Source organism: Alteromonas sp. CNT1-28, assembly GCF_022348345.1.
Taxonomy (GTDB): Bacteria; Pseudomonadota; Gammaproteobacteria; order Enterobacterales; family Alteromonadaceae; genus Alteromonas; species Alteromonas macleodii.
Genome location: NZ_JAKREZ010000013.1, coordinates 33,199 through 52,880, shown reverse-complemented (window position 1 = coordinate 52,880; position 19,682 = coordinate 33,199). Strand labels below are relative to the sequence as shown.

Annotated in this window: 17 protein-coding genes; 9 read left to right on the top strand and 8 right to left on the bottom strand. The window is 43.9% G+C overall.

Going from position 1 to position 19,682, the window contains the following annotated elements; genetic code table 11:
• Positions 1-194 precede the first annotated feature (194 nt).
• Complete coding sequence (mdh, locus tag MHN02_RS10290) at positions 195-1,133, bottom strand: malate dehydrogenase (protein ID WP_014950802.1); 939 nt, start codon at positions 1,131-1,133, stop codon at positions 195-197.
• Between the two features lie 237 nt (positions 1,134-1,370).
• On the opposite strand from mdh, the gene argR reads away from it, so the two are divergent.
• On the top strand, positions 1,371-1,835 hold the full coding sequence (argR, locus tag MHN02_RS10285; protein ID WP_014950803.1) for a transcriptional regulator ArgR: 465 nt from the start codon (positions 1,371-1,373) through the stop codon (positions 1,833-1,835).
• 65 nt (positions 1,836-1,900) lie between these two features.
• Here the strand turns inward: argR and MHN02_RS10280 are convergent, their stop codons facing one another.
• On the bottom strand, positions 1,901-2,584 hold the full coding sequence (locus MHN02_RS10280; protein ID WP_239245928.1) for a type 1 glutamine amidotransferase domain-containing protein: 684 nt from the start codon (positions 2,582-2,584) through the stop codon (positions 1,901-1,903).
• 193 nt (positions 2,585-2,777) lie between these two features.
• The gene (locus tag MHN02_RS10275; RefSeq protein ID WP_239245926.1) at positions 2,778-5,951 is read right to left on the bottom strand and encodes a carboxypeptidase regulatory-like domain-containing protein; all 3,174 of its coding nucleotides are present in this window, start codon (positions 5,949-5,951) and stop codon (positions 2,778-2,780) included.
• 427 nt (positions 5,952-6,378) lie between these two features.
• Between MHN02_RS10275 and MHN02_RS10270 the strand changes: the two genes are divergently transcribed.
• The 5 genes from MHN02_RS10270 (at position 6,379) to MHN02_RS10250 (ending at position 11,248) form a co-directional block, all read left to right on the top strand.
• Positions 6,379-7,230 (top strand): PhnD/SsuA/transferrin family substrate-binding protein, encoded by an 852-nt coding sequence (locus tag MHN02_RS10270; protein WP_239245923.1) that lies wholly within the window; start codon positions 6,379-6,381, stop codon positions 7,228-7,230.
• Complete coding sequence (locus MHN02_RS10265) at positions 7,230-8,183, top strand: hypothetical protein (RefSeq protein WP_239245920.1); 954 nt, start codon at positions 7,230-7,232, stop codon at positions 8,181-8,183. Before MHN02_RS10270 ends, MHN02_RS10265 begins: the two co-directional genes overlap by 1 nt.
• 208 nt (positions 8,184-8,391) lie before the next feature.
• Positions 8,392-9,015 carry a uridine kinase gene (gene udk, locus MHN02_RS10260; protein ID WP_014950808.1) on the top strand — a complete coding sequence of 208 codons (624 nt, stop codon included), beginning with the start codon at positions 8,392-8,394 and terminating at the stop codon, positions 9,013-9,015.
• 12 nt (positions 9,016-9,027) lie between these two features.
• Entirely contained in the window at positions 9,028-10,239 is a 1,212-nt protein-coding gene (locus MHN02_RS10255) for a NupC/NupG family nucleoside CNT transporter (RefSeq protein ID WP_239245917.1), read from the top strand.
• A 169-nt stretch (positions 10,240-10,408) separates the two neighbouring features.
• On the top strand, positions 10,409-11,248 hold the full coding sequence (locus MHN02_RS10250) for a 2OG-Fe(II) oxygenase family protein (protein WP_014950810.1): 840 nt from the start codon (positions 10,409-10,411) through the stop codon (positions 11,246-11,248).
• Between the two features lie 55 nt (positions 11,249-11,303).
• Here MHN02_RS10250 and MHN02_RS10245 read toward each other — a convergent pair whose 3' ends face one another.
• A complete protein-coding gene (locus MHN02_RS10245; protein WP_239245915.1) occupies positions 11,304-12,461 on the bottom strand; it encodes a tetratricopeptide repeat protein in 1,158 nt (385 codons plus the stop codon).
• Between the two features lie 278 nt (positions 12,462-12,739).
• Here MHN02_RS10245 and MHN02_RS10240 point away from each other — a divergent pair, with 278 nt between their 5' ends.
• From MHN02_RS10240 to MHN02_RS10230, 3 genes are all read left to right on the top strand, one after another.
• Positions 12,740-13,246 (top strand): fasciclin domain-containing protein, encoded by a 507-nt coding sequence (locus MHN02_RS10240; protein WP_239245913.1) that lies wholly within the window; start codon positions 12,740-12,742, stop codon positions 13,244-13,246.
• 222 nt (positions 13,247-13,468) lie between these two features.
• Positions 13,469-13,888: an MAPEG family protein gene (locus MHN02_RS10235; protein ID WP_014950813.1), complete on the top strand. Its 420-nt coding sequence runs from the start codon at positions 13,469-13,471 to the stop codon at positions 13,886-13,888.
• Positions 13,889-14,022: 134 nt separating this feature from the next.
• Positions 14,023-15,003 (top strand): diguanylate cyclase, encoded by a 981-nt coding sequence (locus MHN02_RS10230; protein WP_239245911.1) that lies wholly within the window; start codon positions 14,023-14,025, stop codon positions 15,001-15,003.
• A gap of 32 nt (positions 15,004-15,035) precedes the next feature.
• On the opposite strand, the gene MHN02_RS10225 is transcribed toward MHN02_RS10230, so the two are convergent.
• From MHN02_RS10225 to MHN02_RS10210, 4 genes are all read right to left on the bottom strand, one after another.
• Entirely contained in the window at positions 15,036-15,725 is a 690-nt protein-coding gene (locus tag MHN02_RS10225; RefSeq protein WP_239245909.1) for a 3'-5' exonuclease, read from the bottom strand.
• Between the two features lie 4 nt (positions 15,726-15,729).
• A complete protein-coding gene (locus MHN02_RS10220) occupies positions 15,730-17,559 on the bottom strand; it encodes a putative nucleotidyltransferase substrate binding domain-containing protein (protein WP_239245907.1) in 1,830 nt (609 codons plus the stop codon).
• A 98-nt stretch (positions 17,560-17,657) separates the two neighbouring features.
• Entirely contained in the window at positions 17,658-19,364 is a 1,707-nt protein-coding gene (locus MHN02_RS10215) for a sodium:solute symporter family protein (protein WP_239245904.1), read from the bottom strand.
• A gap of 3 nt (positions 19,365-19,367) precedes the next feature.
• A complete protein-coding gene (locus MHN02_RS10210) occupies positions 19,368-19,634 on the bottom strand; it encodes a DUF4212 domain-containing protein (RefSeq protein WP_014950817.1) in 267 nt (88 codons plus the stop codon).
• Positions 19,635-19,682 lie beyond the last annotated feature (48 nt).

Genomic DNA, 19,682 nt, shown 5'->3' with positions numbered 1-19,682 from the left:
AAAAAGGCTTGATACGTAAGGCCGTAACAGACTGCTCTTTTCTAAAAAAACTTCAGTGATTAGGCTATTGAGATATTCGGAGTTGGCGGGGCTTTGATAAGTAGGCTCTCCACCGCAGGGATGCGGTGGCGAAGCCTACAGGGAAGTATTCACGGCGTGCCTACGTTCAAAGGCCTGCCAATGACACTCACCAATTAGCCGTTTACGAAGTCTACGCCTAGCTTGATGTCGCCACGTAGGCCTTCAAGCATGTCGTTTTTCGCTTTTTCTTCAAATGCGCTTAGCTCGCCGTATGGCAAGATTTCTTCAACACCGTTTGCGCCTAGGCGAACTGGATGTGCAAAGAATGCTGCGTCGTCGCTGTCGTCAGTTTGTACATAAGTGTACTCAACAACGTTCTCGCCTTGCATTGCTGCAACTAGAGATAGACAGAAGCGTGCCGCTGCTTGACCCATTGATAGGGTTGCAGAACCGCCGCCCGCTTTAGCTTCAACAACTTCAGTACCCGCGTTTTGGATACGAGTAGTTAGGCTAGCAACTTCTTCGTCTGTGAACTCTACACCTTCAACTTGTGAAAGTAGAGGAAGGATAGTTGTACCAGAGTGACCACCGATTACCGGTACGTGCACAGAAGATACGTCCACACCTTTAAGTTCAGCAACAAACGTTTCAGCACGGATAACGTCTAGTGTCGTTACACCGAAAAGCTTGTTCTTGTCGTAAACGCCTTTAGCTTTTAGCGTTTCAGCTGCAATAGCAACAGTAGTGTTAACTGGGTTAGTGATGATACCAACACACGCGTTCGGGCAGTTATCAGCTACACCTTCAATTAGGTTTTTAACAATGCCGGCGTTGATGTTGAATAGATCAGAACGATCCATACCTGGCTTACGAGGCATACCCGCTGGAATTAGAACAACGTCTGCTCCAGTTAGTGCATCAGCTAGGTCATCTTTACCGTGACCGGTTACTTTTACCGCAGTGGGGATGTGGCTCAAATCAACGGCAACACCAGGAACAACTGGCGCTACGTCGTAAAGCGCTAAATCTGAACCTGCTGGCAATTGTGTTTTCAACAACAAAGACAGCGCCTGACCAATACCACCGGCAGCACCTAACACGGCTACTTTCATACCATTTCTCCTATGGGATTACTTCACGTATTTAAACGGAACGTCACACTAATGCAACGCGGGGGAAAACTCAATCACCGGATCGTCTTATTAACGTTATTTATGGCGATTTTATCTCGATATTCATTATCATGAATGATTATGCAAAGAAATTGCGCAAAGTCTACCTGTACGGCACAATATACGCATACTAAATATAATTCCTAACGATAACCCTCAAAAAAGAAAAGAGCGCTAATGGCAAACGCAAAACAAGAGCTACTCATCAAAGCTTTTAAAGAAATTCTTAAAGCAGAAAGTTACGGTTCACAGGGTGAAATTGTTGATGCATTAAAAGCACAAGGCTTCGACAACATCAGCCAATCTAAAATCTCTAGGATGCTAAGCAAATTCGGCGCGGTACGCACGCGAAATGCCCGAGGTGATATGGTGTATTGCTTGCCTCCCGAGCTAGGTATGCCTACGGCTAAAAGCCCTCTTAAACAGCTGGTACTGGATATCGTTCACAACAACGTAATGGTAATCATTAGAACCAGCCCTGGTGCTGCACAGCTTATTGCGCGCTTACTTGACTCATTGAGTAAGAAAGACGGGGTTTTGGGCACCATTGCAGGTGACGACACTATTTTCATCGCGCCAGCGGATGTGTCTAGAATTGAAGAACTAAGGCAGCGTGTTGAAGACCTGTTTGAGAACGTTTAGGTAGCCACGCTATTAAAACGGTGCCCTCTCATTGAGGGCACTATATATTCTGCTGTTCGCTGACGCTAACTCAGTAGCTTAATCAGCGAATCGGCTGCTGGTCGTGATGACGGCGGATTCTGTCCCGTCACCAGTAACCCGTCGGTACACACTTTTACAGCAAAATTGTCGGCGCTCTCATACTTACCGCCTTTTTTAACCAGTTCATCTTCAACCAGATAAGGCACTACGTCTGTAAGTTCCATTGCAGCTTCTTCACTGTTTGAAAATCCGGTAACAGATTTTCCCTCTACCAGGTATTTGCCATCAGGCGTTTTGACGTCTTTAAGCACAATTGGCGCGTGGCATACTGCCCCAACGGGTTTATTAGCTGCGATAGTGTCTTCGATTAGTTTTATCGAGTGCACATTGTCAGAAAGGTCCCACAACGGACCGTGTCCCCCTGGATAGAACACTGCGTCAAACTCTTCAGCTCTCACATCTTCAAGCGGAATAGTCGACGCTATAGCGCTACGCGCCACCTCATCTTTCGTATATCGCATAGCGTCATCTGTCATTGCATCGTCAGCCAGACTATTGGGATCGATAGGCACTTGCCCTCCCATGGGTGACGCCAACGTTATCGTATATCCTTGGTCTTTAAATGCGTAGTACGGCGCAGCAAACTCTTCCAGCCACATGCCTGTCTTTTTGTCAGTATCACCCATAATTTCGTGAGATGTCATTACCATTAGCATACGTTTTGACATAAGCCCTCCTTGCGAGCATTTAAAAATTTGTCGTCAATTACTTCGGCTAATGTACGTAGTTAGATCATTAAAAAAGCGGAGGATCGTTTGATTGCATGATTGTGAGATTAATGGCGGGCATAAAAAAGTGCCACTTCCTATTAAGGAGAATGGCACCTAACACTACAACTTGTAGCTAGTGTTTTTCTACAGCTTAGAAGCGGTAGTTAACACCTACGCGGATTTCCCAAAGTGAAGGACCGCGAGATACGCTTTGCTCTGGTCTTGAGAACGCGCTGTACTCGTATTGACCGGCATCGTTAAAATCTGCAGCAATAACTTCATCACCGCCGAAGCTACCTTGACGGAATACGCCCCATTGGTCGTTGATTAAGTTAGTTACGTTCTCGATTACGAAGAACGCACTTGCTGTGTGACCTTCGTAGAAGCCTGGTAGCTCTTGAGAGATACGTAGGTCAGCTTTAAACCACCAGTCGGCAGTTTCACTGTTGCGCTCAAGAATCTCGCCTCGCTCGAAGCCATGGTCTTCAACCCAACGGTTGAATTCAGCTTCAGCAACTTCAGCAGTTTGAAGTACTTCACCGTCGCGGTTAGTTTGGTCGACAAACACAACATTAGGGTCATTTACTTCAGGAATGTAAATAAGCTGGCGAGCAAATACACCATCCCAAGGGAATGCTGAGTTGTTGCTATGAACGTAAGAGAAAGGCTTACCTTCGTTAGCCGTTGCAAACAAGTTGAAGCGAGTGGCATAACCGTCAAAGAACTCAGCAGTATAACCTAGTGAGAAATTAAAACGGTTGCCAACAGCATAGTCAGACGTTGCCGCAGAAGGATTGTTAGGATCGCTTGTTGCAAAGTTAGCGTAGTTCGAGAACGCTACTGCGCTTGTCATTGGGTTAGCATCTTCTGCATCAACATAAGCGTATGAAGCGCCCATATCGAAGCCGTTGTCCCACTCTTTGCTTACGCCGATTGAAAGAACAAGTGAACTACCGTCATCGCTTGAATCTACATTACCTAAGATAAAGTCCTGCGTTTCGTTGCGATCTCCGTCAATGTTGCCGTAGATTGGGCGACCATCAAAACGGTTTTGACCTGTGTAAACGATATTAGCGTCTCTAACAATCGCTGAATCTTGACGATCGGTATAGATCATGTCGGCGTTGATTAGGTAGTCATTTTCAGTCACGTAAGTGAAACCTAACGCGTATTTCCACTCAGAAGGAATTTCAAAGTCTGGATCCGTCGCGTTAGTGTTTCCGTCGCCATCTGTAAGGCTTGTGTTCGCCACTTCATCAAATAGCTCTTGTGGTACGTCGAAAATTGGACGTCCTTGACCTGTCAGCTCTAGATCAAACAATGAAGTAGTGCCACTTACGAAGCCGTCAATTTGACCTTCACGAGTGCCGATGTTAGTCACACCGTCGTTAGAGTACGCATTTGAGATCCAAACGTTCGGGTTACCGCCAGAGTAAAGGCCTAAACCACCGCGTAGCTCTAAACTTTCATTCACTGTATAAGTAAAGCCGAAACGTGGCTGAAGAAGGTCAATACCATCTACGTTTGCAGTGTTGGCAAAACCGTAACGCTCAGTGAAGTTTTCGTTCAAACGAGGCGTATCGTCAGAGCCGTATGTATCATAACGAAGACCAGCCATGATTTTGAGGTCGTCAGTTAGGTAGAACTCGTCTTGTACGTAATAGGTAGTTACGTCGAATGCAAAAGAAGCACCAGCATCCGCCGGGTTGTTTGTACCCGCAGAGTTGTTGTAGTAGATACGATCAACAAGACCAGCTTCGAAGTCAGCGATACTGTCGAAACGGTATTCACCTACAGTGTGCTGCATAAACAGGTTAAATACGTCAGTTTCTTCGTATTCAACACCAGCCGTAATTTCGTGGTCACCCCAGAAATAAGTACCCGCTAGTTTAAAGTTGAACACTTCGTAGTTTAGCTGGTTAGACTGACGAGAATCATCAGGACCGATGTAAATACGACCGCCGCCTTCAGTTACGATTTGCGCTTCAGCAAAACCTGACGCTGCATCTAACGACTGCTGTCGATTATCTAGGTCTGTGTGACCAATACGAAGCTCTGTCGAGAAATCGTCAGTCCAGTTCGAGTAGAGTGAACCAACAATCGTAGTAAGCTCAGCGCCGCGCTCGTAAAAATGGTTACTAAGAGACAGATTAGTTGAACCACCATCAGATTGGCTAACGCTGAAACCGTCGTTCCAGTTATATACTAATGAAGCACGGTGGTCTGCGTTAATGTTCCAGTCTAGCTTAATAAGAATTTTTTCATCTTCAACTGGCGCAGAACCTGGTGTACCACCTACATCGTAACCGTAAACGCGTTGTGCAATTTCAGTTACTTGGTCGATGTCATTTTGAGTTACACGGCCGCCAAGCGCGTTGTAATCATATAACTGAACGCCTTCGAGTTTCTCGTATGCAGCAAAAAGGAATAGGTTGTCTTTGATTAGCGGAAGGCCAACGTTGAAACCATAGCGCTTTTCAGTGTAGTTACCGTTATCACGAACAACACTGTCAGCTTCATCACCACGGTAAGAGTCAGACGTAAAGTCATAGAAAACACCACCGTGAACTTCGTTTGTACCTGATTTGGTTACTGCGTTGATGTTACACGCAGTAAAGCCGCCGTATTCTACGTCGAAAGGAGCAAGCTCAACCGCTACCTGTTGAATAGCGTCGTAAGAGAAAGGCATACGCTCAGTTGGGAAGCCGTTGCTGTTAAGACCGAAGTTGTCATTCATGCGAATACCATCTAGGGTCAAGCTGTTGTTACGCGGGCTTGCGCCACCACAACTAATAGAGTCGTTGAAACTTTCATCGACGAAAACACGAGGGTCAACACGCACGATGTCACCGATGCTACGGTTTATTGCAGGTGTATTTTCTAGCGCTTCAAGATTGAATACAGTTTGTGGGCCCGTTGCACCAAATGCAGTCGCTGTTAGCGCACTACCGCTTACAGAGATAACTTCAATATCACTTGCATCTTCTAACGTAAGGTTAACGCCGAATGGGTTACCTAGCTCTAGGAATACGCTATCGATAGTAGTGTCTTGGTACTCATCAGAATCGATAACGACTCTGTAAGGACCACCAACGCGAAGGCCACGAAGGTTAAACGTACCGTTTGCACCAACAACAACTTCACGGGCTGTGCCAGTAGGTTCGTGAATAACAGTAACAGATGTTCCCGCAGCAGGTGCACCTGTAGGGGTAAGGATGCGGCCTTCCATTGCAGATGACGTTTCTTGCGCCATTGCAGTGGTAGACAAACCGATTGACAGCGCAACCGCAGCCGCAATGCGACTGAATTTAGCTGATGAGCTCATGTGTGTGTTTCCCTTTTTGTTTAAAATTCTTTTTTACTCGGTCTAGTGTAGTGCAAAAAATACCACATCAAACCTATGACTTAATCAGAACCGGACAAATTGTCGTAAAGATTCATGTCAGATTTATTACAATTTTACATTTTTATTTAACAGCAATCGCCCGAGGCTATTGAGTTTGCAAAATAATACTTGACCATATGGTCAGGTTAATTTACTTGTTATTATTATTGTCAATCTGCGACGAATAGCTGATTCTATTCTTGGCAGATATGCTACTAATAAACAGCGTTTAATAAAAATCAGGTTTACTCATAAAAATACGTAACTTTTCAATGAGTTAACACAATAAAATAAATTTACCTATTGCAATAAATAACCTTAACTGATGAAATCACTATATAAATCGTTAATTCATTTGGTCGTTTTTTTGACGAATTTCAGAATTGTTGCTACCGGAAAGTGGATAATTTTTATCTTAGCTGCACTTGTGTGTGGTTCGATAAACTATTTTCAAAATTCCGATGAGTATAGTGACATCGCCCCACAAACCGGTCAATATTTAACCTGTAAAACTGACTTGCAGGGCAATAGCGACGTCTTTTCAGTGTATGTTACTGACGGTAGAATTGCTGAAATGGCAAGTGAGCGCCTATGCAATGATAAAACGATTAAGCGCCAATACGGTAAAGTTAAAGTTACAATAGGCCAAAGTGATTACGATACCTTTCGATACATTAATCATGGCGTTGTTGATTTAGCGCTGGTGAAAAGTAATGTCGTAGATGCGTTCGGGGCTGACCAAATTTATGGATTAACCAAAGTAGCATCGCATCCTGACTACTCAGCTTTTTTTATCGCGCTAAGAGAACGACCGCTACTATCTAAAGAGTACTTGCTAGGTAAAAAGATAGGATTGCTCGATTATCCGAGCAGCCGTTCTGGTCATATTGTTCCCAAAACAGTTTTGCAGAACCTCGGACTCAGTGACTCCAATGTAGATATTGTTTACTTCAGTTCTCACCAAGAACTGCGACGAGCTTTGCTCGCGGGTGATATTGATATTATCTCCTCATATTGGGCAGAAGAAGATAAAGACAACTTCTCAAGAAACTATGCAACGCCGCTGCAGGAAAGTGTAAGTGGAATGCAATGGTATTTGAAAATGCAGACGCAAAACACAGACTTATTTTGCGCTATACAGTCGGTAATTCATGAAGTTGCAATGTCTCATCCTAGACCTTATTACAAAACTATTACATTAGAGGAAGGGTGTAACTAATGGGTAGTAAGAGAATATATTTTAAGCCCAAAGCCTTTATCATCTTTAATGGTCTTGTCTTGTTAGCATGTTTCCAATTCATCGCTTTAACTGCACAATACTTTTCACACCATACTTCTCTTCACCGTGCACTTGATAAGGTAGAGCGAAGGGTAAGCCTAGACAGCGCGTTTTTAGACGTTGGAAACAACACCCTTAACACGCCTGTAAATCAGTTCGCCATTTACCGTTATCTTGGAAAACTAAACGGCACGCTTAAGGACGAAAACTACCCCGTTCTAGTCAGAGGAATCCAAGATATTGTGACAAGCAATGAAGACTTTACGGGTTACCCTTTGTCTTTTACGGCAAATTTCGTCAACGCTGAACAAGTCATTAAGGTAGAGATGCGAAGTAAAGCCGTCACCAGTACTTTTGCTTTTAGTTGGACTGCGCTTATCGCATCATTACTCGTTACACCATTTTTTGCTGTTTCGAGTAAAACCAAAAGGAAACGCGCAACCTTAGAAGAAGTTATCCCTCCTTCCCCAAAACTCGTAATCAACTTAAAAGATAAAACGATTTCTAACGGAATCGATGACAAAGCCATCACGTTGCAGAATAAACCACTGTGCTTTTACACGGCTCTAGTAAAATATTGTATAGAGCACCCCGATCAGCCTCTACAGCCACATAAAGACGTTCCGACTGAACTACTGGCTCTGGCCAACAAGAGTTTTGGTCGATTAATCGAATTGGGCCATACCAAGCGAAAACGCCCAGATTTCAATGCAAATTTAGATAAAACCCTCAGCGAAATACGCGCTGCACTTGATGATGTATTCTCTGCTTATGTTGATGAAAAAGAAACCTACTACCCGCCCAGAGCGCAAGGTGAGGGCTCTCGCTCGAAGCAGCATTCGTATGCATTACCGAGTATTAAGGATGACGATATAGAGATAATTGGTAACTAGCGATATTTTGACTTGTTCAGTTAAAAACTGACCACTTGGAGAACTTTTTGGTATTTTTTGCATGCTGACTAAACGCCCTGCAATACCTTGAAAATACGATAAAGTTCTAGCAAAGACCGATCCAAAAACCGAGAACTTGTGAATATAACATTGATTCGCGAGGCCTAAACGCGTATCTTTGCACCAACAAAATCAGCTTTATAGTACTATGCAATCGCCACTTATTATTGCCATTTCTGGAGCTTCTGGCTCTGGGAAGTCTCTTTTTACGAAAAATTTGTTTAACGGCTTCAGTGCTCAAGGCCGCCCTGTTCAAGTGCTGCGCGAAGATCACTACTACCGTGCGCAAGATCATCTTCCCATGGAGCAGCGTGAGAAGAACAACTATGATCACCCGAACGCCTTTGAACATGAGCTTTTGAAAGCACACTTGCAAGCATTGCGCGATGGTCAGCCTATTGACTATCCACATTACTGCTATAAAACGCATACGCGTTTGCCTGAAACTGAGCGTCTAAATCCTGCGCCAGTCATTATTCTTGAAGGTATCATGCTACTTGCTCGTACTGATCTACTTCCTTTGTACGACGTGAAGATCTTCATTGATACTCCTCTTGATATTTGTTTGATGCGCAGAATGATGCGCGACCTAAAAGAACGCGGTCGTAGTATTGAATCTGTGGCAAAACAGTACGAAGAAACTGTTAAGCCTATGTATCATCAATTTATCGAACCTAGCCGCTTCACTGCCGACGTAGTAGTGACGCAAGGTGGCAAAAACCAAATTGCATTAGATGTGATCAAATCACACATTCAGCAAGCGCTTCTTTAAGGGAACATTACTATGGTGAGTTTACTGGGCATTGCAGTCCTTCTGGGTATTGCTTTCGCGTTATCATCGGCGAAACGCAATATAAATTGGCGCACCGTTGGTGGCGCATTTGCTATTCAAGCATCCGTTGGCGCGTTTGTCCTGTATTCTGAACCTGGTAAAGAAGTATTGTTGAGCGCGACGCGTTTTGTCGCCAACATCATTGCTTATAGCCAAGAAGGCATTAATTTCTTGTTCGGTCCTATTGGCGACAAGTCGATCGCGTTTATTTTTGCCTTTAACGTGCTTCCAGTTATCGTGTTTTTCTCGGCGCTTATTGCCGTTCTTTATCACCTCAAAGTAATGGGTTTGATCATCAAGGTTATCGGTGGCTTCTTACAGAAAGCGCTGGGAACTAGCCGACCTGAATCTATGTCTTCTGCTGCCAACATTTTTGTGGGCCAAACAGAAGCGCCTCTTGTGGTTCGCCCTTTTATTCCACACATGACGAGCTCTGAGCTATTTGCCATTATGGTGGGTGGTTTGGCGTCAATTGCTGGTTCAGTAATGGCGGGCTACGCAGGCATGGGGGTAGATCTTAAGTATTTGCTAGCAGCCAGCTTTATGGCTGCGCCAGGTGGCTTACTTATGGCAAAAATCATATTGCCAGAAACCAGTAAGCCAAATGAAGATTTACATGACGTAGATGCGGAAGATACCGGCTACGCCAATGTATTTGATGCAGCCGCCAGTGGCGCTGCATCAGGCATGCAACTTGCGTTAAACGTAGGTGCAATGCTACTCGCTTTCATAGCACTTATCGCCATGTTTAACGGCCTTATTGGCTGGACAGCAGGATTATTTGGCTATGAAAACGTGACGTTTGAAGGGATCCTGGGTTATGTGCTTCAACCTCTTGCATGGGCAATCGGCGTACCATGGGAGGAAGCGCAACTTGCAGGCAGCTTTATTGGTCAGAAAATGGTAGTTAACGAATTTGTTGCCTACCTAAACTTCCTAGAGAACCAATCACAGCTATCTGAAGCATCTCAGGCCATTATCACCTTTGCACTTTGTGGTTTTGCAAACTTCTCTTCTATCGCTATTTTGATGGGTGGAATTGGTGCCATGGCACCAACACGCAGGAAAGAAATTGCGAGACTGGGGTTAAAAGCTGTTATTGCTGCAACGTTATCTAACTTAATGAGTGCCGCGCTAGCGGGCTTTTACCTCTCTCTTGGTTAAATTTCATTAATTTGGACCAGTTGGTCAAGATTTTACTAGACTAACTGGTCAGGTTTCTGTAAATTACGCGCAAATTCCTCGCGGGGTTGATTTATGTCAATTTCTGCGACTTTTTTCTGTAGCCCGTCTACCTTTATAATGCCGCAGTCAAAATATACGGGATAAAGTTATGCAATTAGTTGCTGTTGATTACCAAGCGGAAAACGCACAAGAAGAATTCGTGAAGTCACTTCGCGAGACAGGGTTCGGTGTTTTAAAAAATCACCCTATCCAACAGTCATTAGTTCAAGGTATTTACGACAATTGGCAGGGCTTCTTCGACAGTGAAGAGAAGAACGATTACCTGTACAACAAGGGTAAACAAGACGGATTTTTCCCTCAGAGCGTATCTGAGGTAGCCAAAGGCTTTACGAAAAAAGACATTAAAGAGTATTACCACTTCTATCCGTGGGGTCAGTGTCCAGAAGCGCTACACCCGCAGATTTCCCAGTACTATGGGGAAGCAAACACACTAGCGAAAGAGCTATTGGGTTGGATAGAAAAACATTCTCCTTCAGAGGTGAGCGATAAGTACAGTCAACCGCTGGGTGACATGATCAAAGATTCTGATCAAACCTTGCTACGTATACTGCACTACCCACCACTAAAAGGTGATGAAGAAGTAGACGCAATTCGCGCGGCTGCTCACGAAGATATTAATTTGATTACTATCTTGCCTGCAGCCAACGAGCCAGGATTGCAAGTACAAGCTAAAGACGGTAGTTGGATTGAAGTTCCTTGTGATTTCGGGAACTTGATTGTGAATATTGGCGACATGCTTCAAGAAGCATCTGGCGGATACTTCCCATCAACTACGCATAGGGTTGTAAACCCAGATGGTGCTGATATGACGAAATCTCGTATTTCATTGCCGCTGTTCTTACACCCCAGACCGGATGTTGTTCTTTCAGAACGTCATACCGCAGGGTCATACCTGCAAGAGCGCCTTCGTGAGCTGGGCGTTATATAAATTAAGTTCCTTTTGTAGTGTTATTCTTTTGCCGCAGCTAGTCTGCGGCTTTTTTTTAGCTGTTTGCTAACGTTGCCAGTTTTGACGAATAGCGTTGCTTTTCTTGCTCATTGGGCGAATACCTGACCGCTCGCTCTAGATAACGTTGAGCTTCACTTACATCACCTAACTCGTGATAGGCCTTTGCCATCCCAAATAGAATCTCATGGCGCGCGTTATCAAGTCTTAGTCCTCTTTCGTAATGAACTATTGCCAATGCAATATCACCTGCCTCAAGTGCCTGTTCTCCTAAAATGTAATGGTAATATGGATTATGCTTCCGCTTAGCTTCTACCATTTGCGTTATTTTTAAAGCCTCGTCATCTCTATCTTGATAAGTGTAAAGAATGGATAAATTTTCCCATGCGGTTAAGTTTTCTTCATTTAGCGATAGTGCGTGTTTGTATGTCATTTCAGCCTGCTCATATTCATCCACCATCCTATAAAGCACACCTAAGTTCACCCAGCTCTGCTGAAGTTCGGGAGCGACTTTTGCTGCTGCACGAAAATAGCTATAAGCCCGAGTGTAGCTGTTCGCTACTAAGGCATCCGCTCCTTTGTTGTTGTAATACATTGCTATTACTCTGTTTTTGGAAACGGCATTTCTTGGGAAGTAATTTCGCAGCATTTGTGGATCAAAATCAACGTCTGCCCATGTTCCTCCCACAGCTGCAACAGGACTTTCATTTGGCAATGAGAGTCGAAGGTTAATGTGCCCATTCAGTAAGCTATACCCTTCTCGTCGTGTCCAGTATTCCGGAATTTCCACCTCGTAAAATGTTGCATTGAGTCCAACGTGTTCTGCCAAAGCGTACGTCATAATAGAAAGAGACAGACAGTTCGCGGCTCGGTTATTAAATGTTGTATTTGCCGTTGTATTTGCGCTGTTACGATAAAGCATCCCATGATCAGAATGATCGAAAATTGCTTTTACTAACCCTTTTACATTCTTTTGCAGGATACTTTTTTCGTAAACTGCCCTTTCGGCAAAAAACTGTGCGTCTTCGTCTAAGTAAAAAATTTCATCTGAAGACTCTACGGGAAATAACGTATAGGAAGGAAAGAGACTGTCATTTAACAAAGTGGGCGCAGCTTTTACATGCTGATTATCAGTAGATTGGCAAGCGGCAAGCACTATGCATAACAACAAAGGAACAGCGAGTCGAGCATTCATAATAGGCACCTTTCTTATTTACTCGATAGATTAAGTATAGCAGTGCGCCATGAATTTACATTTTATTTACAACCCAGTTTAAAGCTCGTTCAACGCATAATTTTACTCGCTTCCTTAGGTGCTCATACATTGCGACTTGGCATTACACAAAGTTAATCATCAAATTTCCCTGAAGTGCCGTAACAATTCTCAATTCAGTAGCTTTCAGTGGCGTAGGTCAGTAGTTGGCGAAACGAAGGATGTTGAATTTCACTTAACGTAATGTAATAGGAAAGAGTATGAAAAAGTTAATTAGTGCGTTCTTCTTAGTTGTATTGAGTGCCTCAGCGGTTGCTGGCCATCATGCGAGGGATGGACATAAAGATATTGTCGACACCGCAGCAAGCAACGACATGTTCTCAACACTTGTCACCGCAGTTAAGTCTGCAGACTTGGTCACTACACTAAAGGGAGACGGGCCATTCACTGTTTTCGCTCCCACCGATGAAGCTTTTGCTGCACTCCCGGCAGGCACCATTGAAATGCTATTGAAACCTGAGAATAAGCAAACCCTTGTTAAAATTCTCACTTATCACGTAGTAACGGGTAAAGTCACAGCAAAAGATGTAGCTGGGCTATCTGATGCCACTACCGTCGAAGGAAGCAAGGTAATGGTTTCAACTGATATGAATAAGGTTATGATAAACGACGCAAATGTGATCAAAGCCGACATCATGACGAGTAACGGTGTTATTCACGTGATCGATACTGTGTTGCTTCCAAACGATGTTAAAGCGGCGCTGTAATCCCTCTTGCAACGAAAAGCGCTGAAAACGAAAGCACTAAAAATTAGTGCTTTCGTTCATCGATTTATGCATGTGCTTCGATCTCTTCAACAAGTCTCGGCGTAGAAACGTTAAACAGTCAATTGATCACGGGCCGGTTTAACATGCGCATGTTTAAACAGGCCTTCGTTGTCATCTAACCAGTCGTCTGAATCCATTCAAGGAATATAGAAAGGAGTTCACGTGTTCACAGTCTACACATATAGTATTGCGGGCCTTTTGCTTATAAGCTTTACCGTTTTCGTGCAAAACATCGTTGCCGCTATCGCTCACAGAAAACAGTCTCGCTATATTCCAGGGAAAGTCAGCGAGGAATTGAGTCATGATAGTTTCGTATTCAGAAGCCACAGAACATTTCACAATTCGCTCGAAAATATTCATCAGTTTACGCTCCCAGCTCTTCTTTGCATTTTTCTTGGCGCATCAACCAGCATACTTGCAGCACTTGTTTGGATTTACGCGCTAAGTCGCATCATTCATATGGGGCTGTATTACGCAATCGCTACAGAAAAAAATCCAAGCCCAAGAAGCTATTTTTATATGATAGGCACGCTGTGTACCTTCGGCGTATTTGGTCTTGCAGTGTTTAATTTGTTTTCTTAGAAACGATATAGAATAAGAAGATAAGAATGAAATTGAACCAAATGGTTAAATATTAAACTTTTGGTTAATCCACATTTTCTAAAATTAAGCGTACTCTTGAGCCTGAACACTCACCTTTGTGTTTAGGAGTACTTGTGTATATTGAACAAGTTGGCGACCGAACTTTAGCAGATTGCAAAGTACTGATTGTCGACGACCAAGCCAGCAGCAGACTTGTTCTGGAAACTTTACTTGAAGACACAGTCGCCTGCGCCTCTGTGGGCTCAGGTAAAGAAGCAATTGAATATTGCAAGTACCATACGCCTGACCTAATCCTCATGGATGTTTCAATGCCCGAAATAGACGGGCATCAGACCACCGCATTGTTAAGACAAAAGCCGTTGTGTGCTCACATTCCTATTATTTTCGTGACCTCTTCGTCAAGTGATGAAGAAGAGTCGAGATGTTGGGAATCAGGCTGCGTTGACTTTGTGGTGAAGCAGGTAAACGCTTGTACCCTACGCAACCGTGTAAAATCACACATCAATCACAAGCTTAGAAACGATTTGCTCGAAAAGCTTATCTATGTAGATAAGTTAACAGGTGCCTACAATCGCCACTATTTAGACGACTATTTACCCCGTTTAGTGAGAGATGGGTTGCGTAATGTTACTCCTCTCTCCTTGGTTATTTTTGATGTTGATCACTTTAAACTGTTCAATGATATGTATGGTCATATAGATGGCGATAGCTGTTTGTGGAAGGTCAGTAAAACGATCAAAGACGCCCTACTTCGACCTATGGACAAATTAGTAAGAATTGGCGGTGAAGAGTTTTTGGTTATTCTGCCTAACACCGATGTAGACGGTGCGAAGGCCGTCACTGAGCGCTTATTGCGAACGGTTTATGACCTGAATATTCCTCATGCGGCATCTGAGTATGAGCGCGTTACGCTAAGTGCAGGCTTAGCCGTCAAGCATGCTGATGACAATAAAACTATCGACTACGTCATGTTAGAAGCAGACAAAAATCTGTATGTGGCTAAAACCTCTGGACGGAATCAACTCGTGGCGCCGACAGCGGTAAGCGCTGGCAAAATAAATGCACCGAGTCATCCCACAAAACTTAAGGCCTAAGCGCTATAATTAGTATTGCCTTGTTTTAGACGCTAGTGCGGTACTCCCAGCTTAAAACGGCCAACAGCGTTCGTGTGAGCCAGAGACTCGAGTGAATTCTCCAAAGTAATTCCCAATTCATTTAGCTGGGCGTAAAACAACTGCATTGTCGCTAGCGCGTCATCTAGTGCGTTGTGTTCAGGAAACGCGGGTAAGTCTAACCGTTGCCTACAAACCGTTAGCGTTGCACTATTACTCGGTAACACCTGATGTTGTTTGTTTAACTGATAAAGTGCGAGCTGAAGCGTATCAACATAGAGCACTTCCATCTGCGGTAATCCACACCGTTTGAAGGCACTATCAAGCGCCATCAAATCTAATCGCGCATTGTGAAAAATTAGAACATGTGTCTTCAGTAGTGGTAGCAATGAATTGATGGCGTCTGCTAAGCCTTCGCCTTGTTGCAAGATACCTAAGGTCAATCCGTGTATTACAGGGCTTTGTCCTAAGTCCGCTGACGTATTAATAACGTGATAGCCACTGGAGGAAAGCGTAATTTTTCCAGCTGAACCACTTACATAGCCAATCGATGTAATTTGAGTTGTCACAGGGTCTAACGATGTGAGCTCTAAATCAACAGACGCCAAAGGGGTTTCGCCCAACGTTTTATCACGTAATGACTTTCTGAATTGACGCTTCCCAAACAGTACCGATGCACAGGCTTCGATTATTCGCGTTATCATGAGGTTAACTTACGCCGCCAGAGAACTTCATAACCATTGCTTGATTGGTTCGTTCTATAGCCTTGAATGCGGCTTTTAGCTGATGCTTTTCTATCGATGATAAACTTGAAACCGACACACGATTGTCCGTTACTTTATTTTCCAACTGATGACGCCAACGCAAACGATTTAAAAATAGCCAAATATCACGTAGGTTAGTCGCATCTCTTTTTGAGAGCTGTGAATTTTCCGATAGCGCGTCTAACCGGGCAAGTGTATTAGGCAACGTCACGCCATCAGCTAGCGCGTATATGCGGGCGATATTGTTGATTAAGGCCACGGCTCGGGTTTTAAGGTCGATCACGTCCTTCTCTTTACGGCCTTTTTCATAAATGAACTTTTGAAACATGGAAAGCGGAACCGATATTTCGTTACTATTTCTCGTAAGCGCTGCTAAGAACATATTTTGCTTCATCAAGGGGGCCCTTTGACGCTGCAACTGCTTAAATAAACTTATATCCCCGGCTGCGCAGCGAACATCAAGAAAAATATTAAAGTGCATAATCGCATCTTTAGTTGGTGCTTTTACCCATCGCTTAGCTTCTTCAATGGCTTCTTCAAGCGAGAGTCTAAGTTTAGGATTGCTCGCCATAATATTACCATCGCACAGTTTAATGCCGCATTTGGCCAAACCGTTACACACATAATCAGCCATTTTTGCGAAATATTCGGCTTGCGCTTCGCTTGGCCGCTCAGCAAGAAGCAGTCCATTGTCTTGATCCGAACCCATCGTCTGATCTTCTCTTGCCTGTGATCCATAAACAAGCCACGCAAACATAATGGGGGCTTTCCCGTTAGCCTGTTGGAAAAAGCCAATAAGCTTTCTTGTCATAATATCGGTAGCTTGAGATAAAATTTTGCCAGCAATGTCATAGTCCCCTGCTTTTTTCGCATGAGCAGAGAAATAATGCGGCAATTGCCAGGATAGCCGTGTTAATTCGTAAAGGTTTTCCGCTTTGCTTAGCTCTCCAATAATAAAAAGAACGTTACCACGCTGATGACGAATAATATCGCTGGCTGTCACCATACCCAATGGCACAAGGGTTTGCTGATCGATAACGGGGAGGTGATGAATGTTCCTTTCGGTCATAAGCGCCAAGGCATCAAATAGCGTTCTATTTCCCATTATCTGCGCAGGATTAGGCGTCATTACATGGCTGACTGGAAGATGAATATCGAGAGAGGCGGCAACCACTCTTGAACGTAAGTCTCGGTCGGTGATAATGCCAATAAGCTTATCTTCTCGTGTAACCAGTAATGACGATACCTTTTGATTCGTCATGATCTGCGCCGCCACTGTTATTGACGTTTCTACGTCCACCGACACGGGAGACTTATTAATAACATCCTCAAGCCCTTTATAAAGCCACATGGAGTTACTATCGGAAATAGCATGGTTTTGAAGGGCATTATTGCGCAGCCCATCAAAAAAATTTCGAATTGCTGGCAGTTCAAATAACGGGGTAACAGCAGACGCTTCAAAACAGTAAACCAGACCTGGACTGTCTACACTGATGCTTAATGAAAAATTACGTTTTTCCATTATATTGGTGTAGCCGAAGTAGTCGCCCTCACTTAAATGGCGTAAAGGGGCATCTGAATCTTGGACGGAAAACTGTCCATTTTGAATAAGAAAAAGTGACGATTTGCCCTTTTGCAGGTCGCCCACATTATCCGCTGTCAGGTAAATCAATTCAGTATGTTTTACTAGCTCAAGCTTTTGCTCTTTATCCAGCACGTCAAAAGGTGCTGATGTGTTGAGAAAGTCTTCAACTTGTTTAGCCATCGCAGTCATAGGGAATGTCCAGTTCACAAAAAGAAAAAACCAACCTACTCACTTTCGCCAGTAGATTGGTTTTATTTTGCTAAAGCCTATCTTAAGGCAACATTAGTTTAGTGCGCTGATGCTTCACCCGCTCCTTTAGGATAACGAATGCTTTCAACCAGTTCTTGGATTTCTTCTGGCGCTTCATCTGTTGCTTTGAACACAAGGAAAGCCACAATGAAGTTCACCATCATACCTAAGGTACCAATACCTTCAGGAGAAATACCAAACCACCAGTTGTCAGGCGTATTGGCCGCTGGGTTTACAAATTTGAAGTAAATAATATAAGCCGCAGTGAAGGCAATACCTGAAATCATACCAGCAATAGCACCTTTATCGTTCATGCGCTTGCTGAAGATACCCATAATAATTGCCGGGAAGAAACTCGACGCCGCTAAGCCGAAGGCAAATGCCACCACCTGTGCAACAAAGCCTGGCGGATTGATACCGAAGTAACCTGCTATGACAATGGCCACCCCAGCAGCAAGTCGCGCATACATGAGCTCGGCTTTATCGGTAATGCTTGGCATAAAGTTTCGTTTCAGTAAATCATGGGAAACAGAGGTTGAAATAACCAGCAGCAAGCCTGCGGACGTTGACAATGCTGCTGCCACACCACCCGCTGCAACGAGTGCAATAACCCACGCAGGTAAGTTCGCAATTTCAGGATTAGCCAATACCATGATATCGCGGTCAACTTTCATTTCGTTGCGCTCGTCACCCGAATAGAACATCTTGCCATCACCGTTCTTATCTTCATATGAGATAAGGCCAGTTTGTTCCCAGTTTTTAATCCACGACGGCGCTTCTTCATAGCTAGTTCCCGTCATTTCAGGTCCATTAATGGTTTCGATCATATTCACACGGGCAAACGCTGCTAGTGACGGTGCTGTGGTATATAGAATTGCGATAAACGCTAGTGCATAGCCTGCAGATTTACGCGCATCGTGAACTTTAGGCACAGTGAAGAAGCGAACGATTACGTGTGGAAGACCCGCTGTACCTACCATTAACGCAAAGGTGATAAAGAATACATCAATGGTACTTTTTGTTCCTGAGGTGTATTCGTTAAAGCCTAACTCGACAGATAAATTATCGAGTTTCTGCAGCATATGCACCCCCGAACCGTCTGCTAAGGTTGCACCAAAGCCGGTTTGCGGCAGGATATGTCCTGTTACCATCATAGAGATAAATACCGCCGGTACAATGTAGGCGAAAATCATTACACAATACTGTGCAACTTGCGTGTAAGTAATACCTTTCATACCGCCAAGTACGGTGTAGAAGAACACGATAACCATACCGATAACCACGCCAGACACAATATCAACCTCTAAGAAGCGGCTGAATACCACACCTACGCCACGCATTTGACCTGCAACGTATGTAAAGCAAACGAAGATTGCACAAAATACAGCAACCGTACGCGCGGTTTGTGAGTAATAACGATCCCCAATGAAGTCAGGTACCGTGAATTTGCCAAATTTACGTAAATAGGGAGCTAAACAAAGCGCAAGTAGAACATAACCACCTGTCCACCCCATTAGATATACTGCACCGTCATACCCCATAAATGAGATAAGACCCGCCATTGAAATGAACGAGGCTGCCGACATCCAATCTGCTGCCGTTGCCATCCCATTCATAACGGGAGGTACACCGCCACCTGCAACGTAAAAATCGTTAGTTGAGCCTGCGCGAGCCCAAATAGCGATAGCGATATAAAGCGCAAACGATGCGCCAACGATAATAAACGTTAAAGTTTGAACGTCCATGATTTACTCCTCATCTACGCCGTAGCGTTTGTCCATGGCGTTCATCTTCGCCATGTAGACAAAGATCAATGCAACAAATACGTAAATTGCGCCCTGCTGCGCAAACCAGAAGCCTAATTTAAAGCCAAAAAATTGGATTTCATTTAAGATATCGACAAAAATAATGCCGGCACCGAATGATACGATAAACCAAACGACTAAAAGCTTGGCGAGAAGAGCGAGATTCTCCCTCCAATACGCTTTTTTGTCCTCTTCGTTTCTAAATGCCATTGTTTCACCCTCATGTCAGGTTAATTGATTGTTATGATTTTACATATT